We start from the raw sequence: 18,094 nt of genomic DNA on the forward strand, positions 1-18,094 counted from the left end.
TGGGGGGCGAGCGGCCTGGGTGACGCGGTCTACCGGGCGCTTGCCGACAGTATGGCGGTGCTGCTGAGCGAGGCCCCAGCCCTCGATACACTGTGTTCGGAGACGGTGGCGGATTTGTTGCCGCCGACGGCCGAGACTGTCGCTGCCTTGTTGGGGCGGGTCGTGAAGGCAAACCGGTCGGCTTTGCCGATGATGATCACCCTGCTGCTGGACCGGCTGCCGGAAGTGGCCGGACTGCTGCCCACCGTGCGTGAGGGACAGCAGGCCGCCGCGATCCAGGCGGCGACGGACGAAGCGGCCGGTCTTCTGCTCCGGCAGCTCGACCAGCCGGTTGGCGGCGTCCAGACGCGCATCGCCGCCGGCACGCTGGTGGACGCCGGTGCCGCGGCCGGCCGTATCGCGACTCTGCTGACGCATCTGGACACGCCGGATGCCAAGCCGGGGCGGCGCGAGCATCTGCGGGCGGTGCGCCAGCGGCTGAATGCTGGCTGCAAGGCCAGGTTCGTGTCGGGGTTGCAGGATGAACTGCTGGCGCGGTTGCGGCCAGCGTCCGATCCGGTGGACATCGTGGCGCTGGAGACGGCGGCCCGGGGACTGCGGGTGCTGGAGAGCGAGGCGCGGGCGGTGGGCGGCGGGGCTACCTATGACCTGCTGCTGGGCAAGGCGGCGGAGGCGATTGGGTGCGATGCCATGCGGGACCGGCTGACGCGGGTGGAGCAGGTCCGGCTGGTGGAAATTCTCAGCGGATCGGATGCGGCGCTGGCGATGGCTGACGAGTTGGGGTGAGTGGGTTTTGCGCCTTGATGTGGGATTGTTCTGTGCATATATTTGCACGTGACGGAGGGCCATAAGGTTGGCCAAACCGGAAACGAGCCGAAACAAGGTCGTCGCACGCCTCGAATCGGAAGGATGGAAGAACGAAGGCGGGGGCGCCGACGACAAATTCACCAAGCCGGGAGCCGCTTACCCTGTGCTGGTGCCGCGGCACCGGACGCTGAGCCCGGGTGTTGCGCGCAGCATTGCCAAGGCGGCGGGATGGATTTGAGCCGGCCGCCGGAATCATCAGGAGGACAAGTTTGACGCGCTACATTGCTCTCATTGACGGTGGCCCTGGCGGATACGGAGTGGCGTTTCCCGATCTTCCGGGGTGCACCGCCATGGCGGACACGCTCGATCGGGCGATGGCCTCGGCTGGGGCTGCGCTGGGGGACTGGATCAATACTGTCGAGAGTGGTGGCAACCCGATTCCGGCCGCCAGGACGGCGGAGACACTGCGCCACGATCCGGAGGTTGCGGAGGCGTTGAGCGAGGGCGCGAGCCTGGCTGCGATCCTGGTGGTGCGGTCGACGGGAAAGCCGGTAAGGGCGAACCTTTCGCTGGACGAGGGTATCGTTTCGGCCATCGACGCCGCCGCCCGCGCCCGGGGCATCACCCGATCGGCGATGGTGGAGGTGCTGGCTCGGGAACATTTGTTTGAACTGACGTAGTGCTGTCGCCCTGGCTATCCAAGCGTTATGCCGGCGTATTCAGGTCTTGTTGGACGGACGGCTTTGGGCGGGCGAACGGTCAACGGCGTGAGTCGCGGTCCAAGACGGAAGCATCTCGATCCGCCGCGAGACACACATCGATGGACGGAACCGACGAACCGATCGCGAGACATGGCCGTTCGGAGCGTCCGATCTCGTCAAAACCGAGCTTGGCCAAAACGCGTCCGGACACGGGATTGTCAGCAAAATAGCCGGAGGTGATCGTCCGCAGGCGCAAGCCTTGGAAACCGTGGCCGACGACCGCCCTCGCGGCCTCGGTGGCAATGCCCTGCCGCCAATGCGCGCGGCCCACGTAGTAGCCCAACTCGGCGACCCCCGGTTCGCGGTCCGGTGTAAGCCCGACGATGCCGACGACTTCATCCGAGACCCGCAGCGTGACGGCCCATACCCACTCATTGGGCACGATCATGTCGAGGAAAAACCGAGCGTCCTTCTCGCCGTAGGGATGCGGCACGCGGGCAAGGCGGCGAGCGACCTCCCAGTCCCCCACGATTGCTATGATCGAGCCAATATCGCCGGCGTTCGGCTTCCGAAGCAAAAGCCGTTCGGTTTGCAGCACCGGGCGGTCTTTTGGTGGTCCTTCGCCATTCTGCATAGTCGCGCCTTTCAATCTGGGGCGTTAGCTGTCCACAAGGGACACGCGCCACGCAACTCGATCGGCGCTTGCGGTCCGGCCGATAGCCCGGGACCGCCTACAGGATACAGCTTACACGATCTGCACCGACGACGGCATGCGCGCCGGATCGTTCCAGAAAGCGTCACGCTCGTATCGTTCGAACAGATCGGGCGGCAATATCGTCGGTCTCGTCTCCGCGCGTACCACGGACCGTACGTGATGCAACCCGGGCGTGCCGAGCCGCGCGTCAAAGTCGATCATGTCGTAGGTCGGCTCGATATGGGTTGGATCGTGAGCGAACGGCGGCTCGCCAATGGCTTCGTAGACCGCGGCCAGTGCGCGGAGCGGGTCCGTCGTCAGCGTCTCATACCGGACTAACAGCAGTTTTTCCGCCAGGCCGCCGAACACAGCCTCCCGCAGTCCGTTCCAGGCGAAGCCGATCATGCCGTCGCCTTTGCTCAATCCTTCCACACGGGAATAGACGGTACCGCTCGTTTCGTAATTGAAGATGGCCGACAGTTCGAACGCGTTATGCCTGATCAGCCGTTCGATGCTGTCGACCACCCAGGCCGGATTGCGGACGCAACAGATCACGCGGGATCGAGGGAACAGCATGGCCAGCGCACTCAATTTCGTTGTCCATTGACGATTGGTATCGAACACCAACTGACTCGGATGGATGTCGGCGTAGTAGGCCTCGAAACACGCGCGCAGCAGCCGGACCCTCTGGGTCTCGTCGATGAAAACCGAACTTTCGTTGCGTTGGCTCATCGCCGCGGCCATGGCGTTGAACAGGCTTCCAACCGGGCTGGTCATGCCGGCAGAGAAACGCGGGTTCTGCCGCAGCAACGCGGCAAGCAGGGTCGAGCCCGCACGGGGCAGGCCAGAGATAAAGTGAATGCCGTTTTGCAATGCACAGGTCCTTTGGTCCGTCCTGGATGGCATCCCTTATGGCACCGTTTGGCAGATGCAGCCCACCCTTCCACCCGTCCAATCCTCTGTGCAGAGGTGTACCAACCGGAACCATGTCGCCGCAAGGTCGCCGTCCAGCCGTTACGCCGGACCGTGTAAAGGCACCGACAAAGCGCAACCCACCACCGCCCAAACCCAGCCCGTATGGACTCCCGCTCGCCGCCAGCCTAACCGGTGCGTGGATTTGCCGTCGGGAGGAAGCAGGCGTGGAGGAAGTCGATTGCGTCGTGGTGGGGGCCGGGGTTGTCGGGCTCGCGGTGGCTCGGGCGTTGGCGCTGGCGGGGCGTGAGGTCATCATCCTGGACGCGGCGGAGGGGATTGGCACCGAGACGTCCTCCCGCAACAGTGAGGTCATCCACGCCGGTATCTACTATCCCGCCAACAGCCTGATGGCCAGGTTTTGCATCGCCGGGCGGCGGCGGCTGTATGCGTATTGTGCGGAAAAGGGTGTGCCGCACATCAATTGCGGCAAGCTGATCGTGGCGACCAGCGCGCAGGAAGACGGGATGCTGGCCGGCATCAAGCAGCGGGCGGAAGCCAACGGCGTCGAGGGCATGCGGGTGCTGACGGCGGCCGAGGCGGTGGCGCTGGAGCCTAACCTGGTGTGCACCAGCGCGCTGCTGTCGCCGCGGACGGGGATCATCGACAGCCATTCCTACATGGTGGCGTTGCAGGGCGATGCCGAGAACGCCGGCGCGGTGCCGGTGTTTTTCAGCCCGGTGCTGGGCGGCCGGGTGGCTGGGCGCGGAATCGAGGTGGATGTCGGCGGCGCCGATCCGATGACGCTGCGGTGTCGGCTGTTGGTGAATTCCGCCGGGCTGCATGCGCCGGGACTGGCGGGACGGATCGTGGGGATGCCGCCGGATCGGGTGCCGACGGCGTATTATGCCAAAGGAAACTATTTCACGCTGTCGGGGCGGTCGCCGTTCTCGCGGCTGATCTATCCGGTGCCGGTGCCGGGCGGGTTGGGCGTGCACCTGACGGTGGATTTGGGCGGGCAGGCCCGATTTGGACCGGACGTGGAATGGGTTGATTCGATTGAGTACACGGTCGATCCGTCTCGGTCGGACAGTTTCTACGCGGCGGTGCGGCGGTACTGGCCGGCGCTGAAGGATGGGGCGTTGCAGCCGGGGTATGCGGGGATTCGGCCGAAGACCGTGCCGAAAGGTGCGCCGGGACAGGATTTCGTCGTGCAGGGGCCGCAGACGCATGGGGTTCCTGGGCTGATCAACCTGTTTGGGATCGAGAGTCCGGGTCTGACCGCCTCCCTGGCAATCGCCGATCACGTGCTGGAGGTTTCGCGGACGGAGTCGTAGGGCGCCTGGTCATCGCTGTCCGTCCGGCGTCACCTTCGCGCATGACGGCCGCCCCTTCATGTGGACGGCGCGGGCGTTTCAGGTTGACCGGAGCCGCACTCCGAAGCGTGTGATCGCCGGCCAGACCGAATGACTCCGCGAGTGATCCGGCCCTAATACTTGGTGATCCGCAAAAGTGCAGTCCGGGCGGTAATGTTCATCCGCTTGTCATCCACTGGCGCAAACGGTGCCCTAGAAAGTCCCTGGCTAAAAAATCATCCCAGGGGTTCGAAAATGCAAAAGCAACCGCAACGCATTCGTGCGCTCGCGGCCGGTGTGGCCATCGCGGCTGCGGTCGTGGCGATGGCACCGGCGGCACGCGCGGCCAACGCCGCCGATTGTCCCAACGACGGCGTCGTTCGCTTCGGCGTCGAACCTTTCGATACCTCGGCCAAGCTGGTGCCGATTTACGACCATATCGGCAAGCTGCTGGGCGAAAAAATCGGCTGCGAGGTGAAAATCTACGTCGCCACCAACTACAATGCCGAAATCGAAGCGATGCGCAGCGGCAAGCTGGAAATCGGCGAATTCGGACCGTTGGGCTATGTCCTGGCGCACCAGATCGCCAAAGCCCAGGCCGTCGCGGCGTTCAGCAGCAAGGACGGCAAGCCCGATACCTATTGGGCCAGCCTGGTCACCTACCCCAGCTCCGGCATCAAGACCGTGGCGGAAATCCGCGGCCACTCCTTCGCCTTCTCCGACCCGGCCTCGACCTCGGGCCATCTGTTCCCCGCGTATGGATTGCGCAAAGCCGGTATCGATCCGGACAAGGACATCAAGGCGCTCTACGCCGGCAGCCATACCGCGTCCTATGAGGCGCTGTACAACCACAAGGTCGACGCCGGCGAACTGAACAGCGAGCAACTGGAATCGGCGACCCAGCGCGGGCACTACAAGGAAGGCGACATCGTCTTCCTGTGGAAGTCCAACCCGATCCCCACCGATCCGATCACCGTGCGCGGCGACCTGGCCCCGGCCTTCAAGGCTCGGGTGACCCAGGCGCTGCAGACGCTTGATCTCAGCAGCCTGCCCGAGGCCGACCGCAAGATCATGGGCCTGGGTGGCGCACGCTTCGTGCCGCAGACCGATGGTGCCTATGACGGCATCCGCGACCTGGTCAAAACCCTGCACATCGACCTGGACAAACTCAGCTGAGCAGTAAGGAACAAATGCCCGACGCACGGCTTTCCGTGCGCGGGCTGGGCTTGCGCTACCCAAACGGCACGCATGCGCTGCGCGGCGTCGATCTGGAGGTGCGAGCGGGTGAGTTGCTGATCGTCCTCGGCGGCAACGGTTGCGGCAAAACCACGCTGTTGCGCTGCGTCACGCGGGCCTTGGCGCCGACCACCGGGGAAGTATGGCTGGGTGGGCAGAACCTCGCCAGCCTGAACGGTGAGCAACTCCGCCGAGCGCGTCAGGCCCTGGCGCTGATCGGCCAGCATGCGGCGCTGGTGCGGCGCCGCAGCGTCATCGCCAACGTGGCGTGCGGTGCGTTGGCGCGGCACAAGACGATCTGGACCAATTTGGGCGGCTTGCCGTCCTCAGAACTGCCCGGCGCCCTTACGTGTCTCGGTCAGGTCGGACTGTCCGACCTGGCGGAACGCCGAGCCGGCAATTTGTCGGGCGGCCAGGCGCAGCGTGTCGCGATCGCTCGGGCGCTGCTGCAACACCCCCTGGTGCTGCTGGCCGATGAGCCGGTCGCCAGCCTGGATCCGGAAGCGGCGAACGAGATCATGCGGCTGCTGCGCCGGCTGGCGCACGACCAGGGTCTGGCCGTGCTGTGCGTGCTGCATCAGGTGGACCTGGCGTTCGCCTATGCCGATCGCGTCGTCGGCATGCGTGATGGGCAGGTGGCGTTCGACCGGCAACGCGCACACCTCGCCATGGACGACGTCCAAAGCCTTTACACCGCGAGGGCAGCATGAGTGCCAACAACCCGGGTTTCACCGCCGACGCGCCGGCCATGCTGGTTCCCGGCTGGGCACGATCGATGGCGATTGCCACGCGGGCGGTGTTCATCGTGCTGGGCATGGCGATCCTGGTGCAGGCGCTGTTCGTCGTGCAGGCAAGGCCGCAGGACCTGGTGACCGGCTTCCACGGCATGGTGGACATCGTACACCGCTCCATGCCGCCCGATTTCTCGGCGCTGCCGGATGCCGCCTGGCCGGCGCTGGAGACGATCGATATCGGCCTGTTCGGCACCATCATGGGCATCATTCTGGCGGTGCCGCTCTCTGTTCTCGCCGCCGCGAACGTGACGCCGTCGCGCTGGCTGTATTACGTGTCGCGGGCCGTTATCGGCTTCACCCGAGCGGTGCCGGACCTGGTGTGGGCGCTGCTGTTCGTGACGGCGGTGGGGCTTGGCCCCTTCCCCGGCGGACTGGCGCTGGCGGTCCATTCGGTGGGCATGCTTGGCCGGTTGTTCGCCGAAACAATCGAGAACATGGACATGGCCCCGATCGATGCGCTGTCGCTGACCGGGGCGAGCCGGTTGCAGGTGTTCACGCACGGCGTGGTTCCGTCGGTGCTGCCGGCGCTTGCCGGGATCGGCCTGTACCGCCTCGACGAAAATATCCGGTCTTCGCTGGTGCTGGGCTTCGTCGGCGCCGGCGGCATTGGCTTTCAGTTGTTGACGGCGATGAATTTGTTCCAATATCGGCAAGTATCGCTGCTGCTGATGGTGGTGTTCGTTATCGTCTTCGCGGCCGAACGTCTGTCAGCCGTTTGCCGGGAGCGGCTGGCTTAACCCAGATGGCCCATGCCGCGGTGTTGGGGCGGTCGTTGCCGCGAGTTGCGTGAACAGCACACCGTACGGCTGCAATCGACCGTCGCCATCGAGGCAATCCTCGAACCCGCTGCCCTCCATCGCATGATGCAGCGGCCCGTCGAGCAAAGCCACATGGTCCGACAGGTTGAACACCGCCAGCACGCGCTGTCCGTCGTGTTCCCGAATGAAACCAACCAGGGGCGAGGACAACTCGACAACCCGTAACGTCCCATGCACCAGCGCCGGCACGCCGCGCCGCCAGTGCAGGAATCGCCGGAACGCATGCAGTAACGACGACCCATCGGCTTCCTGCACGTCCACCGCCAGCGAACGATGCGCGTCCGGTACCGGCAACCAGGGTGCCTCCGCCGTGGTGAACCCGCCATGCGCCGCCTGGGCGCGCCACGGCATCGGCGTCCGGCTGCCGTCCCGTCCTCGAAACTCGGGCCAATAGGCGATCCCGAACGGGTCGCGCAGGTCGCCTTCGGACAACACCGCTTCGGTCAGACCAAGCTCTTCCCCCTGATACAGACAGACGCTGCCGCGTAACGACAGCAGCAGCGCCATCAACAGGCGGGCAAACGCCGGGTCGGGCGTCCGTCCGGGGTAAGGGTTCCACCGGCTGACCGCGCGTTCGACGTCGTGGTTGCTGAACGACCAGCAGATCCAGCCATCGGTTCCGGCACCGGCCAGATCGCGTAGCAGGCCGTTGACCGTCGCCCAGTCGAACCCGCCGCGCAACGGCCGCAAGGTATAGGCCATGTGCAGCCCGTCGGCTCCGCCCGTGCTGCCCACCACACGCTGAAACGCGTTCGGCTGGCTGGAGATCTCCCCCAGCGTCACGGTCCCCGGATAGGCGTCCAACAGGCCCCGGATGCGCGCCAGCAGCCCCATCGCCTCCGGCTGCAACATGTCATGGACGTGAAGCTGCATCCCGAACAGCTTCGCCGGAACGACCTCGGGCGCCGGCGCGGCCGGGTTCGACCGCAAAGCCGAGTCGTGCAGCAGGAAGTCGATCGCATCCAGGCGGAATCCGTCCACGCCGCGATCCAGCCAAAACCGCCCGGTCTGCAGCAGCGCATCCATCACCACCGGATTGTGCAGGTTCAGCGCCGGCTGGTGATCGAGGAAATGGTGCAGGAAATACTGCCGCCGCCGCGGCTCCCACGTCCACGCGGCGCCGCCGAACACCGACAGCCAGTTGTTGGGCGGTGTCCCATCCGGGCGGGGATCGGCCCACACATACCAGTCCGCTTTGGCCGCTGTTCGGCCGGAGCGGCTGTCCAGGAACCAGGGGTGCCGGTCGGACGTGTGGCTCCAGACCTGGTCGATCAGCACTTTCAGCCCCAGCGCATGGGCGCGGGCCAGCAGCGCGTCGAAATCCGCCATCGTGCCGAACAACGGGTCGACATCGACGTAGCTTGCGACGTCATAACCGAAGTCTCGCTGGGGCGACACGAAGAACGGGCACAGCCAGATGGCGTCGGCGCCAAGCCGAACGACGTGGTCGAGCCGATTGGTGATTCCGGGAAGATCGCCGATGCCGTCGCCGTTGCTGTCGAAGAAGCTGCGCGGATAAATCTGATAGATGATCGCCCCGCGCCACCAGTCCCCGTTCGCCATGCGCATCTCCCTCACGGCCGCGTGTACAGGGAGGAGACGCGTTTATTCAACCGCGATTTCGTGAAAGCGCCGATCGCCGGATGGCCTGGCCGGGAGGGCGGCGTTTGGGCCGTGCCTTCTGCCGCCGAGTGAAATCCGTTATCACGCCCGCGCCGATCAACGACGGGTATCATCTATTATGACGAACACGACCACGATGCTGCTGGTGCCATTCATCATCGCCTTTCTGGTGTTCGTCTTTCGTTTCTACAGCCGGGAAAGTGCGTCCTCGATCGGGAATCCCAGCTTTGTGCTGGCCATTCTGACGGTGCTGATCGCGTTCAGCTATCTGATCCTGGGTGTGATCGGGATGCTGCCGCCGTACGCCACGATCGGCTACCTGATGGTGGGGCTGATCCTGCTGGCCACGGCGATCACCCGCATGTTCATGATCTGACTGCTGCTTTTCCGGTCACGCCGGCCGTGCGGGTTGTATTGAGATTCGGTGGCGTCGAAACGTCGGTCTCGTCATGGACCGGCGAAGTCCAGGCCATCCGCCACGGTAAGGCTTCGTGCATAAACAAATGCTTCGATGTTGGCACTGTCGCCCAGTCCCGTCATGGCAGGCGTAGGCCTGCCATCCACGCCTTTTCCGAGACCTACACAGCAAGGCGTGGATGGCGGGCATTCGCCCGCCATGACGATAAGAGGCCGGCGGCGTTCGCCGGACAATTCGCTTATTCCCCGGCGAGTCCTAAGGTGCTGGAGCAGATGGACCGGACTTCGCCGGTCCATGACGAATCGCTGGGACCAGGTCATGATGAATCGCTAACGCTGGACGCTGACAAATCGTGGCGGCGGTCCATAACGATCGCTGGCGCCGGGCCCTGGCCACTCAGTGGTCGGCCTCAGCCGCCGCTGGCATTACTTCCGCAGCAGGCGTGACCAGAAGCCGGTCGTGGCACGCTTGCCGTGCGAGACGTGTGGTGCATACGCGGGCGGCGGCAATGCGCTGCTGATCAGATGGCGGCCGATGTCGCGCGCCGCGATCCGAACCCGCTGGAATCCGATGATCGATCGACCCAGTTCGTCCGCCCCACGCTCGGTCAGGACCGTCGCCCACGCTTCCGCCGCCTCGAACAGCCCGGCTCGGCGCAGGACGTCCAGCCTTCGCAGCCCCAGTTCCACATCGTCGGTGCCGTCCCACAACGTTGCGACCTCAGTTCGCAGCCTGGCGGCCTCTGCCATCGCCGCGGCATCGTCGGCCGCCCACGCCGCTTGCAAAAGCGCCTCCGCCTGCCCTGCCCGATCCCTCGAACCGGCCAGAATCAGCGCCCAGCGACGGAACGGCAGCGTCTCCTCCAGGACCGATGTGCTCAGCATCCGGTACTCGTCCGATTCAACGACAGGCCGTGCGGAGGGCGGCACCGCGGCCAGATCCGGTGCGGCCGCGCCACAGTTCGGACAAACCAGGACCCAATCGCGCAATGTGGAGCGCGCCGGTTCCCCCGGGCGCATATCCAGATCGGGCGCGATCTCCGGCTGCGGTGCCCGAAACGCCGAGCGCACGGCGGTCCCGCAAACCCCACACTGTGCCGCACTCATGATGATCCCATCTCCGCTCGAATGCCGTCGCGCAGACGCTGCATCGCCCGCTCCATCAACCCGGCGGATTGGGCGAAACAGACCCGCAGCCAGCCTTCCCCGGCCGATCCGAATGCGACGCCGGGTGCGACAGCAACGCCGTGGCGCGTCACCAGTTTCTTCGCCAGATCAAGGCTGTCGTGCAGTCCGTCCACGGCGAGGAATGCATAGAACGCCCCGACGGGCGGGCGGTAACGCACGAAGTTCAGTTCGGCGAGCGCCTGGCTGGCCAGGTCACGACCCACGGCGCAGTGGGTTCGGAACCGCTCCATCGTCTCGGTATCGGCGATCGCCGCCACGCCGGCCCGCTGGATGAAGGGGGCGACCCCGGAATGCACGGCTTCCACGATATCGACGATGTGTTCCGCGGTCCCTTCGGGCACCACCAGCCAGCCCAGGCGCCAACCGGTCATCACCCAGGTCTTCGAGAAGCTGTTGCATACGATAATACGGTCGTCGGGGTCCGCGATATCCAGCATGGATGGTGCCGCCGCGCGCCCGTCATAGACCAGCCGGGAATAAACCTCGTCGGCGATCAGCCATGCCCCGTGCCGCCGAGCGATGTCCCGAATGGCGCGCAGTTCCGCCTCGGTCGCGGTCCAGCCGGTCGGGTTGCCGGGTGAGTTCAGGACGAACACGCGGGCGCCCGCCATCATCGTGTCCAACCGGTCCAGATCCAGCCGGAATCCGCCATCGGGTTGGGCGTCGAGGTCGATTTCCTCCACCACCGCGCCGCGCAACCGGGCGGCGTTGGCGATATTGGGCCAGGTCGGGCTGTGGATCACGACGCGGTGGCCGGCGCGCACCACCGCCGCCATGGCGATCGAGACCGCCGCCATGCCCGACGCCGTCACCTGGATACGGCTCTCGGGCACGGGTTTCGCGTGCAGCCCGGTCAGATAGCCGGACAGAGCCTGCCGCAACGCCGGCAATCCGCGCACATCGGGATAGCGGGTCTCTCCGTCGGCCAGGGCCTGCGTCGCTGCCTGGCGCGCGGCCGCCGGGCTGGGCTGGTCCGATTCGCCGAAGCAAAGGAAATCCACGTCGGGCGTGGTGAAGGCGAGGCGGGCGACCTCGACGATGCGGGAGCCCGGGATGATGGTAAGGTCCATGCCCTCCATATAGGCATTTCGCGGCGAGTCGGGACTATCCCCGGCGCGCTTCCCGCCGCAAATACCGCTGGATGTAGATAAACAGCGAGAGTGCCCCGATGGCCGCCACGATCGCGCCCGCGACCGGAATCACTGTGTCGGAGGCCCAAAATCCGAACTCGGTTCGCGCCTTGTGCAGCGAATCCAGACCCATCGCGCCGGCAAGTTCGCCGGGCGCCCGTTTGTCGGCCGGCAAGGCATCGCCATAGGCCTTGCCCGGGCGGAAATTCAGTCCATCCAGGAAATTGTCAGCCATCTGACCGATTTCGTCGGCCTTTTCCACGCTGGTGAGGACCGTAAGCTCGATGTAGCCTTCCCGGCCGAAACTGATCGCGTGAAAGGTGACTTCGCCATCGGATTCACGCGGCGCGCTTTTCGGCAGGATCAGCGCGGCCCAGGACAGTTGGTGCGTTTCCGGGTTGTAGCGTGGCGCCCGAACCCAGCGCCGTGCTTCTCGTTCCTCCAGGTTTTGTTTGACCAGGTCGGCGTTTTTGCGGGCCACCGTGTCCCGAAGGCTGGACAGGAAGTCGTCGGGCGTCCAGGCGAGCGCGGCGTTCGAATCGATGAATCCGGCCGGAACGAACCGAATGTATCCCGGCATATCCATACCTTCGGGGCCGAGCAGCAGAGCCTGGAACCCGGGTGGAACCGTGATATCCGAGACGGCCAGCAGGCGGGCGGCAGGTTCCCGCGGAACGAAGATCAAAGTGTCTTCCAGTCGCACCGTGGCCTGGTCGCCGAGGTCCGCCTGAGCGGGCGCGCCAATGGACTGGTGCAGCGCGGTGACAAGGATCTGGTCGGGTGTTTCGTTCCCATTGGGCGTCGAACCGGTGTCGAGGGGCGCGGCAAGGGCACTGGCCATGCTGAACAGGAGCGCCGCCAGAACGGTTCGAAACAAGGCCGGCTCCCTTTGCTTCCAGGCGGGTCGAGGCGGGAAAATCACCCCAGGATGGCGACCCTGCTTTGACAAAAAATGGCTTCGGCGGAAATGCCCCGCCATTTGCCAACGGCAGGATATAGAGCAGCCTGGATCAGTCTGTCACAGGATTCGATCTCGCTTCCGAGGTAATTGGATACCGAACCGAAAGAGGGGCACTTCGTCCCCCTGCCTTCGCGAGCCTGTGCTGAATGCTATTGGTGCGCGGGGAGTGGAACGGGCGAACCAGTCTCATCGCGTTCGGCACCGGTGCCGGTGTTGCGTACACAATTGTCGACCATCCGGTCATGCGCGAACAGGTCGGACAACCCGCGATTGGAAGAGTCGGGGACGTAGTTGGCTGAGTAGGGCGTGTTGACCGATAGCGGCGGGCTGTAGATTTCGGCCCGATTTTGCTGTTCGTAGGCTTGCTCGGCGCGTTGCTGACACGCCGCCCGCGTCTGGGCATCCGCCAGGGCTTGCCCGCTCGCGGGCGGTGCGTCGCAACCGGACAGCATGATGGCGCTGGCAAGGAGAGCGAGGCCCGTTGCGACAAGATGGGGGCGGTTCATGAATGGGCTCCTGAAAGGCGCTGGGCCGCCTGTGGGGCTTCGATCTGGAAGCCGGTGATGAAACGCGACAGCCGCATCTGAAATCCCGCTTCGTCGAATCGGGCCTCTCGGGTCAACGGCTGACTCGCGGCGGCTTTTAGCAGAGCCGGATGGAATTCGGCACCATCCCGCGCCAAGTGGAACAGCGATCGTGCCCAGGGTGCGTGCGCCAGCAGGTCGATCAAGGCCAGCAGCCGCAGGCATAGGGACAGGCCGGTGGCATTGGCGATCCCCACGGACCGATCGACGGCACCGACCCAGCAGCGGGCATCGACGTCGGCGAGGGCAAGGTCGGTGTGGCTGCCGTCCGGACGGTGGAAGCGGAAGCCGCGCACCGCGCCCTGACGTTCCGCCAATGCCGCCTCCCTGGCCGCATACCAGGCGCGTTCCAGGTCTCGCCTGGCAACGCTGGGCAACGCTTCCGGCGGCAGGTCGACCAGGTAGGTCATCAGCCCGTCGGGGTCGCCACCGACGCGGATGGTTCCGCCGGGCGCTTCCTCGCCGGTGTGCTGTCGGTGCGCGTTCATGGTGGTCAGGATGGACCGGCGCGCATCGCTGCGCCAGTGTTGCCTTGTTCCAAGAGCGTTGCAGGGTTCGATGGGGAGGGCTTGGTCAGCCCGAGCGGCAGATCCAGGCCCGGGTTGATGGCGCCCGACCGGGATCCACCGTGTTTCGTGTGTCATGGCGTGCTATATTCGCCAGGTGACTGAAGGCGGTCAGATGGCCGACGTGATCGGAACCGACCTGACCACGGATTGCCATGGTGGCCGAGTCCGTCTCATTTGTCCCGCTGGGCGAGCGCGACTCATTGGGGCCGTGGTATTTTGGCATTTTGCATGCCGACAGCGCGTTCGGTGTCGTTGTCTTTCCTTGCCATCCATCTCGTTTGGTCCACCATTCCGCCGAATCGCACATTAAATTTTCGTGCGGGTACATTACGAATATCGGCGGACGGTTTGGTTATACCAACGATATGACTCCTCGACGGCAGGAGGCTTTATGACACCGATCAGGAGCGATTGCCCCACCATTCATACGCCAGGAGCGGCTGGCAACGCGCCCGACAAGTTATAGCCGCAAACACGATCAGTTTGCTTTTCCGGAGTTGCGGTTCGGAGCAATGTGGCGAGGCCCGCCATGCCCCTGGGCATGTCCATGCGAAGCCGGGAGACGTCCAACGTTCCTTTTGGGAGGCGTGAAATGGCAATCGTCCGCAACATAGATGTCACAGCGCAGTCCGAGTCGAGCTTCGACGACGCCTGTCGCACGGCGGTCATAGAAGCGGCCAAGACCCTGCGTGGCATCATGTCGTTCCGCATCAGCGAATCAGAGTGCGTGGTGGAGCATGACAAAATCATCGCATATCGTGTGACAGGGAAAATCGTGTTCCAGGTCGAGCGGTAATCGCACTGAAATCGGCAACTGGCTCGATTGCCTGAATACGCTCAGGCCGGCGTGGTTAGGCTTGGTGCATAAACAAATGCTTCGATGTTGGCACTGTCGCCCAGTCCCGTCATGGCAGGCGCAGGCCTGCCATCCACGCCTTTTCCGAGACCTACACAGCAAGGCGTGGATGGCGGGCCTTCGCCCGCCATGACGATGAGAGGCCGGCGGCGTTCGCCGGACAATTTGCTTATTCCCCGGCGAGCCCTTAGCTGACCCACGCCGGGCGTTCCCTGGGGCTGTCGTCGACTTCGACCTTTGCCGTGGTCGGCCTTGAGACCGCGGCCGATGCTGCCGCCAAGACGGCACCTGGTCGCCAATCCCTCATCCGGTTCGTGCTGAGAGGTCACTGGACGGCAGTGGTCGTAATGGGCAATCGACCAGGCATCTTGTCACGACCGTCCCTGACGACGTTCGACAGGGCGGGGTCCGGCGGCGGGAAATCTGGTGCCATAATATTTTTGGGGTCATAATTTTCGAAAAGGAATTACCACATGCCCGATCCCGCCGATCTGACCGCAACCCAGGCCGTCCGTCTGATCCATGATGGCAAGCTCGATCCGATAGATCTGATGGACGCTTATCTTGACCGTATAGCCGAGCGGGAGCCGGCCGTTCGGGCGTTCGCCTGCTTCGATCCGAATCAGGCCCGGCGGGCGGCTCGCAACACCCTTTCCGGGCCATTGCAGGGCATTCCGGTCGGCGTGAAGGACGTCCTCGACACCGCCGACATGCCCAGCCAGTACGGCTCCCCTATCTGGGCCGACTGGCGTCCGAGGGCCGATTCCGCCCCCGTCGCCTGGGCACGCGCCGCGGGTGGTGTCGTCATCGGCAAGACCGTCACCACCGAATTCGCCACTCGCAAGCCTGGCCCGACCATGAATCCGGTCAATCCGGGCCATACGCCCGGAGGCTCATCCTCCGGTTCCGCTGCTGGTGTTGGCGCGGGGCTGTTTCCGCTCGCGTATGGCACGCAGACGGCCGGCAGCGTGATCCGTCCGGCCGCTTTCTGCGGCGTTGTCGGCTACAAGCCCACTTTCGGGACGATCAGCCGCATCGGCATGAAGGTCATGGCCGACAGTCTCGACACGGTTGGCGTCATTGCCCGCACCGTTGCCGATTGCGCGCTGTTCGCCGGCGCCGTCTCCGGCCGGGACCTTGGCGATCCGGACTCCAGACCGGGAACAGCACCGCGGATCGGCATCTGCCACTCACCCGTCTGGGACGCCGCCGCGCCGGAGACCCAGGCGCTGCTGGCTCGAGTGACCGGGTCCCTGTCGCGCGCCGGCGCCAGCGTCACCCATCGCGAACTGCCAGAGAGCTTCAACGCCCTGGTCGAAGCCCATCCCATCATCATGAACAGCGAAAGCGCCCGAGCCCTGGGCTGGGAACTGGCCAACCACCCCGATCAGCTCAGCGAGGGCCTGCGCGAACGCATGACATTCGGCCTGAATCAATCCGAATCGGCGGTCCAGAATGCCTATGCGGTGTTCGAATCCATGCAGCGCGCCTTCCCTGGCGCGGTGGACGGCCTGGACATCCTGGTCACGCCGTCAGCCCCCGGCGAAGCCCCCAAGGGCCTGGAATGGACCGGCGATCCGGCGTTCAACTCCATCTGGACGTCGTTGCACGTTCCCTGCGTCACGGTTCCCGCCGGCACCGGTCCCAACGGTCTGCCGCTGGGTATCCAGATCGTAGGCCGCCAGGGTGACGATCGCGCGGTCCTGGCATGGGCGCGATGGGTGGAGGCTGCGATTGGCTGAAGGGCCGATCCTGTTCGCCGGCGATCCGCACCGCAACTTCGCCCCGATCCTGCGTGCCTGCCATGCCCATCCACCCGGCACACTCATCTTGCTGGGTGACTGCGACTGCCAGGCGCCGCTGGCGCACATCCTTGCGCCTGTCATCGACAACGGTTGGGACGTGCGCTGGATCCTGGGCAACCGCGACACCGAAACCGAGGCCGCATACGACAACCTGACCAGCCACAAGGGCGACCTGGGCCTGCGGGCCGCGCCAATCGGCGGTTTGTCCGTGGCCGGCCTGCCAGGCGTGTTCAAACCCAGGGTGTGGCATCCGCTGGAAGGGCCGCCGTCCTACCAGACGCGCGCCGCCTTCCAGGCCGCCTTGCGTCCAGACGAACCCTGGCGGGGCGGTTTGCCGCTGTTCCATCGCGACACGATCTTTCCGGAGGATTTTGACCGGGTTGCCGCGCTGCCATGCGACATCCTGGTGACCCACGAAGCCCCGTCCAGCCATCCCCACGGCTTCGCGGTCATCGACGCGCTGGCGGAACGCTGCGGTGCGCGCCTGATCGTGCATGGTCATCACCACCAGTCCTACGCGGCGATTCTGCCGAACGGGATCAGGGTCCGTGGGCTGGGCCTGGCGGAGCCGTGGCTACTGGACCTTGCGGACCCGCCGCCGCACCGTCTGTAGCCCCGCGAGTGCAACGGCGAACACCGCCAGCGCGGCTGGCTCCGGCACGCCGTTATAGCCGATCGACTCCAACATCTCATATTCCGGCGAGCCGACGTTGTAGGTCGCCACGAGGCCGCTGCAACTGAACGCCGACTGGACATTGTCGCAGGTGCTGAAGTCGGCGAGGTCGCCGCTGCTATCCTGGTTGAAGCCGACGATGTCGGTCACGCCGCCATCCACCGAGAAATATGAGGTGACGGCGTCCGACGTGCTGAAGCTGGCAACGCCGGGTGCCGAATAGCGGTAAAGATCCAGCACGCCCCGGTCGTTCGCGTAATTGCCATTGGCGACACACCCGGTGTTGGCGGGGTTGGCGAGGCAGAACACGATCTGGTTCAGCGTCGATCCTTGACCTCCGCCGCCCAGGATCTCGTTGATTTCGTGTTCCATCGCGTCGATCGCGCTGTAAGCGCCGCTGACCGGGGTTTTGGTATAATTCAGCGGGACGCTCGGGTTGTTGGTCAGTGTGACCACCCCGTCGTAGGCTTGGCCGCAACTGCTGACGAAAGTGCCGGCGCTGTTGAAGCAGCCGGTGGCGTTCGCCGCGCCGAGCGCCACACGGGCGTCGGCCGAGGTCAACAGCACCGACCCGCCGGCGCCGGGCTGGTTGCCGGAGGACAGGTTGGCGATTGCGATGGACAGGACTGTGTTCGTCGGTTCGGCTTGTGAAACCGCCGCCAGGGCGGCGGTGTAGTTCGCATAGCTGTCTGTGTAGTCGGCGGTCTCGCTCTGACCCACGAAGTTGCCGTTGGCCTGGCTGAAGACGATCCCGACGGTGCCGGGGTTGGTGTATAGCGACTCGATGGTGCCGATGGCATCGTCGATGGCGCTTTCGACCTCTGTCTGGTCGGTGGCGCCGACGATCGAACTGTCGAACAGGGGCGTGATCGTCAACGCGGCGGCCGGATGGATGGTGGTTACCGCGGCCAGCAGGGCACCGCTCCAGATCAGGCAACGCATGGGGCGGACGAGGACGGGCAAGTTTCGTT

20 protein-coding genes are annotated in these 18,094 nt (G+C 65.1%); 11 read left to right on the forward strand and 9 right to left on the reverse strand.

Annotated features, from left to right (window positions below):
- The 3 genes from GSQ89_RS05035 to GSQ89_RS05045 form a co-directional block, all read left to right on the forward strand.
- A partial coding sequence (locus tag GSQ89_RS05035; RefSeq protein WP_216856012.1) for a hypothetical protein occupies nucleotides 1-786 on the forward strand: 786 nt, incomplete at its 5' end.
- A gap of 67 nt (nucleotides 787-853) precedes the next feature.
- On the forward strand, nucleotides 854-1,045 hold the full coding sequence (locus GSQ89_RS05040) for a type II toxin-antitoxin system HicA family toxin (protein WP_158922650.1): 192 nt from the start codon (nucleotides 854-856) through the stop codon (nucleotides 1,043-1,045).
- A 79-nt stretch (nucleotides 1,046-1,124) separates the two neighbouring features.
- Nucleotides 1,125-1,487, forward strand: coding sequence for a type II toxin-antitoxin system HicB family antitoxin (locus GSQ89_RS05045; RefSeq protein ID WP_256367298.1), 363 nt, complete (start codon nucleotides 1,125-1,127; stop codon nucleotides 1,485-1,487).
- A gap of 79 nt (nucleotides 1,488-1,566) precedes the next feature.
- Here the strand turns inward: GSQ89_RS05045 and GSQ89_RS05050 are convergent, their stop codons facing one another.
- Both GSQ89_RS05050 and GSQ89_RS05055 read right to left on the reverse strand, forming a co-directional pair.
- Entirely contained in the window at nucleotides 1,567-2,142 is a 576-nt protein-coding gene (locus GSQ89_RS05050) for a GNAT family N-acetyltransferase (protein ID WP_158922654.1), read from the reverse strand.
- A gap of 111 nt (nucleotides 2,143-2,253) precedes the next feature.
- Nucleotides 2,254-3,075: a sulfotransferase gene (locus GSQ89_RS05055; RefSeq protein ID WP_254073080.1), complete on the reverse strand. Its 822-nt coding sequence runs from the start codon at nucleotides 3,073-3,075 to the stop codon at nucleotides 2,254-2,256.
- Between the two features lie 266 nt (nucleotides 3,076-3,341).
- Between GSQ89_RS05055 and GSQ89_RS05060 the strand changes: the two genes are divergently transcribed.
- From GSQ89_RS05060 to phnE, 4 genes are all read left to right on the forward strand, one after another.
- Entirely contained in the window at nucleotides 3,342-4,451 is a 1,110-nt protein-coding gene (locus tag GSQ89_RS05060) for an NAD(P)/FAD-dependent oxidoreductase (RefSeq protein ID WP_158922658.1), read from the forward strand.
- A 273-nt stretch (nucleotides 4,452-4,724) separates the two neighbouring features.
- Complete coding sequence (locus tag GSQ89_RS05065) at nucleotides 4,725-5,645, forward strand: phosphate/phosphite/phosphonate ABC transporter substrate-binding protein (RefSeq protein WP_158922660.1); 921 nt, start codon at nucleotides 4,725-4,727, stop codon at nucleotides 5,643-5,645.
- A 14-nt stretch (nucleotides 5,646-5,659) separates the two neighbouring features.
- Entirely contained in the window at nucleotides 5,660-6,415 is a 756-nt protein-coding gene (locus GSQ89_RS05070; RefSeq protein WP_158922662.1) for a phosphonate ABC transporter ATP-binding protein, read from the forward strand.
- The gene (gene phnE / locus GSQ89_RS05075) at nucleotides 6,412-7,236 is read left to right on the forward strand and encodes a phosphonate ABC transporter, permease protein PhnE (protein WP_216856013.1); all 825 of its coding nucleotides are present in this window, start codon (nucleotides 6,412-6,414) and stop codon (nucleotides 7,234-7,236) included. Before GSQ89_RS05070 ends, phnE begins: the two co-directional genes overlap by 4 nt.
- Here the strand turns inward: phnE and GSQ89_RS05080 are convergent.
- Nucleotides 7,207-8,880 (reverse strand): alpha-glucosidase, encoded by a 1,674-nt coding sequence (locus GSQ89_RS05080; RefSeq protein ID WP_158922664.1) that lies wholly within the window; start codon nucleotides 8,878-8,880, stop codon nucleotides 7,207-7,209. The genes phnE and GSQ89_RS05080 overlap by 30 nt on opposite strands.
- A gap of 178 nt (nucleotides 8,881-9,058) precedes the next feature.
- On the opposite strand from GSQ89_RS05080, the gene GSQ89_RS05085 reads away from it, so the two are divergent.
- Nucleotides 9,059-9,316 carry a hypothetical protein gene (locus GSQ89_RS05085; protein WP_158922666.1) on the forward strand — a complete coding sequence of 86 codons (258 nt, stop codon included), beginning with the start codon at nucleotides 9,059-9,061 and terminating at the stop codon, nucleotides 9,314-9,316.
- Nucleotides 9,317-9,783: 467 nt separating this feature from the next.
- Here the strand turns inward: GSQ89_RS05085 and GSQ89_RS05090 are convergent, their stop codons facing one another.
- The 5 genes from GSQ89_RS05090 to GSQ89_RS05110 form a co-directional block, all read right to left on the reverse strand.
- The gene (locus GSQ89_RS05090; protein ID WP_158922668.1) at nucleotides 9,784-10,464 is read right to left on the reverse strand and encodes a hypothetical protein; all 681 of its coding nucleotides are present in this window, start codon (nucleotides 10,462-10,464) and stop codon (nucleotides 9,784-9,786) included.
- The gene (locus GSQ89_RS05095) at nucleotides 10,461-11,615 is read right to left on the reverse strand and encodes a pyridoxal phosphate-dependent aminotransferase (RefSeq protein ID WP_158922670.1); all 1,155 of its coding nucleotides are present in this window, start codon (nucleotides 11,613-11,615) and stop codon (nucleotides 10,461-10,463) included. The genes GSQ89_RS05090 and GSQ89_RS05095 overlap by 4 nt, the downstream gene beginning before the upstream one ends.
- A 34-nt stretch (nucleotides 11,616-11,649) precedes the next feature.
- Entirely contained in the window at nucleotides 11,650-12,552 is a 903-nt protein-coding gene (locus tag GSQ89_RS05100; RefSeq protein WP_158922672.1) for a DUF2167 domain-containing protein, read from the reverse strand.
- Between the two features lie 233 nt (nucleotides 12,553-12,785).
- A complete protein-coding gene (locus GSQ89_RS05105; protein ID WP_158922674.1) occupies nucleotides 12,786-13,142 on the reverse strand; it encodes a hypothetical protein in 357 nt (118 codons plus the stop codon).
- Nucleotides 13,139-13,708 (reverse strand): hypothetical protein, encoded by a 570-nt coding sequence (locus GSQ89_RS05110; RefSeq protein WP_158922676.1) that lies wholly within the window; start codon nucleotides 13,706-13,708, stop codon nucleotides 13,139-13,141. Before GSQ89_RS05110 ends, GSQ89_RS05105 begins: the two co-directional genes overlap by 4 nt.
- A gap of 673 nt (nucleotides 13,709-14,381) precedes the next feature.
- On the opposite strand from GSQ89_RS05110, the gene GSQ89_RS05115 reads away from it, so the two are divergent.
- The 3 genes from GSQ89_RS05115 to GSQ89_RS05125 all read left to right on the forward strand — a co-directional run bounded on the left by GSQ89_RS05115 (nucleotide 14,382) and on the right by GSQ89_RS05125 (nucleotide 17,063).
- The gene (locus GSQ89_RS05115) at nucleotides 14,382-14,585 is read left to right on the forward strand and encodes a dodecin family protein (protein ID WP_158922678.1); all 204 of its coding nucleotides are present in this window, start codon (nucleotides 14,382-14,384) and stop codon (nucleotides 14,583-14,585) included.
- 533 nt (nucleotides 14,586-15,118) lie between these two features.
- Complete coding sequence (locus tag GSQ89_RS05120; protein ID WP_158922680.1) at nucleotides 15,119-16,387, forward strand: amidase; 1,269 nt, start codon at nucleotides 15,119-15,121, stop codon at nucleotides 16,385-16,387.
- A complete protein-coding gene (locus GSQ89_RS05125) occupies nucleotides 16,380-17,063 on the forward strand; it encodes a metallophosphoesterase (RefSeq protein ID WP_158922682.1) in 684 nt (227 codons plus the stop codon). Before GSQ89_RS05120 ends, GSQ89_RS05125 begins: the two co-directional genes overlap by 8 nt.
- Here the strand turns inward: GSQ89_RS05125 and GSQ89_RS05130 are convergent.
- The gene (locus GSQ89_RS05130) at nucleotides 17,025-18,086 is read right to left on the reverse strand and encodes an NF038122 family metalloprotease (protein WP_158922684.1); all 1,062 of its coding nucleotides are present in this window, start codon (nucleotides 18,084-18,086) and stop codon (nucleotides 17,025-17,027) included. The two genes, GSQ89_RS05125 and GSQ89_RS05130, sit on opposite strands and share 39 nt — an antisense overlap.
- Between the last annotated feature and the right edge of the window lie 8 nt (nucleotides 18,087-18,094).

Origin of the sequence: Acidisphaera sp. S103 (assembly GCF_009765975.1) — a bacterium.
Classification (GTDB): Bacteria; Pseudomonadota; Alphaproteobacteria; order Acetobacterales; family Acetobacteraceae; genus Rhodopila.